This window comes from Streptomyces sp. NPDC042336 (genome assembly GCF_055581985.1).
Genome location: NZ_JBVJEA010000078.1, coordinates 1 through 4,121 on the forward strand (window position 1 = coordinate 1; position 4,121 = coordinate 4,121).

3 protein-coding genes and 1 pseudogene are annotated in these 4,121 nt (G+C 68.0%); all 4 read right to left on the bottom strand.

The window, feature by feature from the left end; all coding sequences use genetic code 11:
• A partial coding sequence (locus ACZ6IM_RS42300) for a hypothetical protein (RefSeq protein ID WP_469564565.1) occupies positions 1 to 1,558 on the bottom strand: 1,558 nt, incomplete at its 3' end.
• A gap of 122 nt (positions 1,559 to 1,680) precedes the next feature.
• Positions 1,681 to 2,076, bottom strand: a pseudogene (locus ACZ6IM_RS42305) (transposase); the annotation flags it as partial.
• A 101-nt stretch (positions 2,077 to 2,177) separates the two neighbouring features.
• Positions 2,178 to 3,389, bottom strand: coding sequence for an IS701 family transposase (locus ACZ6IM_RS42310; RefSeq protein ID WP_319349758.1), 1,212 nt, complete (start codon positions 3,387 to 3,389; stop codon positions 2,178 to 2,180).
• A 459-nt stretch (positions 3,390 to 3,848) separates the two neighbouring features.
• On the bottom strand, positions 3,849 to 4,121 hold a 273-nt coding region (locus tag ACZ6IM_RS42315), incomplete at its 5' end, for a WhiB family transcriptional regulator (protein ID WP_469564568.1).

A 4,121-nucleotide genomic window follows, 5' to 3' on the forward strand; every position in this document is an offset into this window, starting at 1 on the left:
TGTAGGCCGGGCCCTGGGGGTGGGGCGTGTAGGGGGAAGAAACGTATGGGTTGTACGTATGGCTGTGCGTCGTCCAGTGGGGCTGGTCGATGTTTCGGGCCGTAGGCAGGAGCTGAGAAGCAACTCCAGGGTAGGCAGGCTGGTCCGGACCGCCCATGTTCTGCTGTGCGTGGTGTGAAACCGACACAGGGTTTTGCGGGTGCAGGTCATGCAGTCTGTCTGGGTCGTCGTAGATTCCCTGAACGGACGGCTGCCTGTATTGCGGCGGGCACGTCAGGGCAGTGTTCTGGGAGATCTCGGGGAGACGCATTGCGTCGGCGGCAGCCAGTACCGCCGTCGGCATCTGCGCCACTGAAGGGTCTCCTGGGGTGAGGCCGGAAACCCGACTCGCCCCCTTTCTGGTTTCCCGTGGGATAGCGGGGTCGATGTAGAACCCGCCGCCGGGCCGGTCCTTGAGCAGAATCCCGGCTGCTCGCAGCACACTCTCCTCCGCAGCACTCGCCACATGATCCGGCCGGAGGAGATCGTGCATCCGGTGCCTGGCCTTGTTCTCCTCCGCGGACGCGCCCTCCCTGTGCCACGCGGGCAGGGTGCCGGCATCGACCACGGCGGTGGAACCGGGCACCAGGCCGTACAGGCGGCCGATGCCCATAGCCCTGTCTACAAGGGCCTGAAACCCACCCTGTCCGCTCTCCCGTGGAATAGCGGGGTCGATGTAAAACCCGCCGCCGTCCCGCTCCTTCAGCGGAATCCCGGCTGCCCGCAGCTCCCGCACCTCCGCAGCACTCGCCGCAGTCTTCGGGTTGAGGAGATAGTGCATCCGGTGCCTGGCCTTGTTCTCCTCCGCGGACGCGCCCTCCCTGTGCCACGCGGGCAGGGTGCCGGCATCGACCACGGGGGTGGAACCGGGCACCAGGCCGTACAGGCGGCCGATGCCCATAGCCCTGTCTACAAGGGCCTGAAGGCCGCCCTGTCCGCTCTCCCGTGGAATAGCGGGGTCGATGTTGAACCCGCCGCCGGGCCGGTCCTTGAGCGGAATCCCGGCTGCTCGCAGCTCCCGCACCTCCGCAGCACTCGCCACACTCTTCGGGTTGAGGAGATCGTGCATCCGGTGCCTGGCCTTGTTCTCCTCCGCGGACGCGCCCTCCCTGTGCCACGCGGGCAGGGTGCCGGCATCGACCACGGCGGTGGAACCGGGCACCAGGCCGTACAGGCGGCCGATGCCCATAGCCCTGTCTACAAGGGCCTGAAGGCCGCCCCGTCCGCTTTCCCGGGGAATGTCGGGGTCGATGTAGAACCCGCCGCCGGGCCGGTCCTTGAGCGGAATCTTGGCTGCTCGCAGCTCCCGCACCTCCGCAGCACTCGCCGCAGTCTTCGGGCGGAGGAGATGATGCATCCGTTGCCTGGCCTTGCCCTCCGCCTCGGACGCACCCTCCCTGCGCTGCTTAGGCAGGGTGCCGTGGGGGACCAAGGGAGGACGCCCGCCCTCCTGCAGTGCGTACAGAGCTGCGATCCCCTGCGCGCGTTGCTCCGCAAGCCTGTCGGCACTGCGCTCCATACGATCCTCCGCCAGACACCCGGGCCATCCGTTCGCTGCGTACTCCAACGGCCCACACCGGCAAACGGTTCACCACCGGACCCCGCGCAGAGAGGTCATGTGCCTTGTCGTGGTGTAAGCGATCAGTCGTCTGACGTGGCGGGCAGGACGATGGTGTCGTCGGGGTGGAGGGCGTCCATGCTTTCGTTGGAGAGGTAGCGGCGGGGGAAGGCGATCTGCCTTTAGCAGCATCTCTCTGCCCTTGGGGAACTGTCGGCCGAGCATGCCTGCGACGGTGTCGAGCTGGGTGCGGACGGCGTGCGCGGTGGGTTGGGCGAAGATCGTGCGTATTGTTGCGGCGACCATCTCCGCCGAGCCTTTCGGGATGACGGCGAAGATGTTGCGGACGAGTGGACCCGGCAGCGTTGCCGGGCGGCGCAGAGCATGACCTTGCGGATCGCTTTGACCAGGCTGCTGTGGCTGTCGGAGATGACCAGGCGGACGCCACTCAGCCCGTGTTCTCGCAGGTGACGCAGGAACTGGGCTTAGTACTCCAGCAGCGGATCGTGTCCTGAGCTGCGTTTTCGGTAGTGGCAGCGGCGGGCGACGGCTTGGTGGTGTCTTCTCCAGGCCGACCAGTTCAGTGTGTGGGTGACGGGGTCGCGGTCGGCTCGTGGGTGGGGCAGGAGAGCGTCCAGGAGTCTCCGGATCTCTGCCACGGTGAGCGGGACGAGGGCTGATCCGTTTCTGCAACCATCTCTGCGGACTCGGCGGCCTGGGCGGCGAGTGCGGACAGGGCCGGGTGGGCGAGCATGGCCAGGGTGACGTGTCGGTACCAGCCGATATAGCGGCGGACCTTGTACTGGTCGAGGCCGCATTCGTTCTTCGCGGCCTGGAAGCACTCCTCGATCGCCCAGCGGGAGCCGGCCGGCTGGGCCAGCTCGGCGATCTCGACACCCACGGGTGCGTAGGCGAGGTAGCAGGCGAGTTCGCCGGGGTCGGAGATGCTGCGGCGAGCCATGATCCAGCGGTGATGGGTGGGCGGGTCGGGGTCGAAGATGATGTTGGCGGGCAGCTTGGCTGCGGCCCAGTCGTAGACGCGCGGGCCCTTGGCGCCGTCGCCGCAGGAGAGTCTCTGCCAGGCATCGGCAGGGGCGTCCTCGATGAGCTGGTCGATGCGCCAGATGCCGGCCAGGGACTTGATCTGCTGTGACTTGGGCACCGCCACCACATAGCCGATGTCGAGTTGTTCGAGCAGGCGGCGGAAGTGCCAGTCCTGTCCGTAGGCCTCGTCCGCGGTGACCCACGTGGTGGGCAGGCCAGCGGCCAGGCACCGGCGGACGATGTCCCGGGCCAGTTCGCCCTTGGTCGCGAAGCCGCGTTCGTCGGGGATCTTCGCCGCCCGGCAGCGGTCACGATCGGACGTCCAGGCCTTCGGCAGGTAAAGCTCCCGGTCCACCAGGGCCCGGCCCGAGTGGGTGGCATAGGCGGCGAACCCCCCGATCTGGCAGTTGTCGATCTTCCCCGAGGTGCCGGTGTACTGCCGGCCCACCCCGGCCGAGGTGGTGCCCTTCTTGATGAACCCGGTGTCGTCGATGATCAGCACTCCGTCCGGTCCGAGCCGCTCGGCGACGTAGGCACGGACGTCGTCGCGCAGGGCGTCCGCGTCCCAGACGCTGCTGTTCAGCAGCCGCTGGAAGCCGTCCGGCGTGCGGTGGCCTGCCCATTCCGCGAGCTGCCAGCCGTTCTTCCGTGCCGCTTGGCCCAGCAGACCGCGGACGTAGTCCCGCATCCGCCACCGCAGATCCGCCCGAGCGAACCGGCCCGCCACCCGGGCGAACACCGACTCCAACTCCGCAGCCCCTCGCGCCGTTCAGGTTCTCCCCAGTGCACTGGCCGGTGCGCCCAGCGCGAACAATTGGTGGCGGGCGTGGCGTAGAACGCGCAGAGCTTTGGTGTAGAGCTCCGCGTCGCCCCTCGCTATGGCGCGAGTGACCTGTTCGGGGCCGCTCCAGGTGATGTGGTCGGCGTAGGAGGAGAAGAGCCGCTTCCTCTGGGCGCCGGAGGGGTCCTCGGTGGTCCGGGGGTGAAGCCGTTGCCGTCCCAGCAGGCTTGGAGTGCGGAGAGTTCGATCCGTGAGCTGATCTCCCGCATGCAGCTGCGGGTCGGGTCGCTAACGAGGTCTCTCGCCATAAAGGGTGACGTTAGTGAGTCGGCTGCAGGTGAGGGGGTGAAGTTGTCAGGAACGGCCGCGTGGATGGCACTCATGTGACCGTCGGCGCTGGGGCGGTCCGTTCGGCCGCGGCCAGCGTCATCCGGTGGCGCCCCACTGTCCGTCCTCGGCGCGGGGGGACTGTTCGTGCTCCGATCGGGCAGCTTCGAGCAGACGGCGCCAGGACGTGACCAGAGGGCGTCGCCGCAGAAGAGCCCGCCGTTCGCGCTCGGTCATCCCACCCCAGGTGCCGTGCTCAATGCGTAGGTCGAGGGCGTGGGCAAGGCACTCGGTGCGCACCGGGCAGCCGGTGCAGATGGTCTTGGCCTTGTTCTGTGCCGCGCCTTCGACGAACAGTTCGTCGGGATCGGC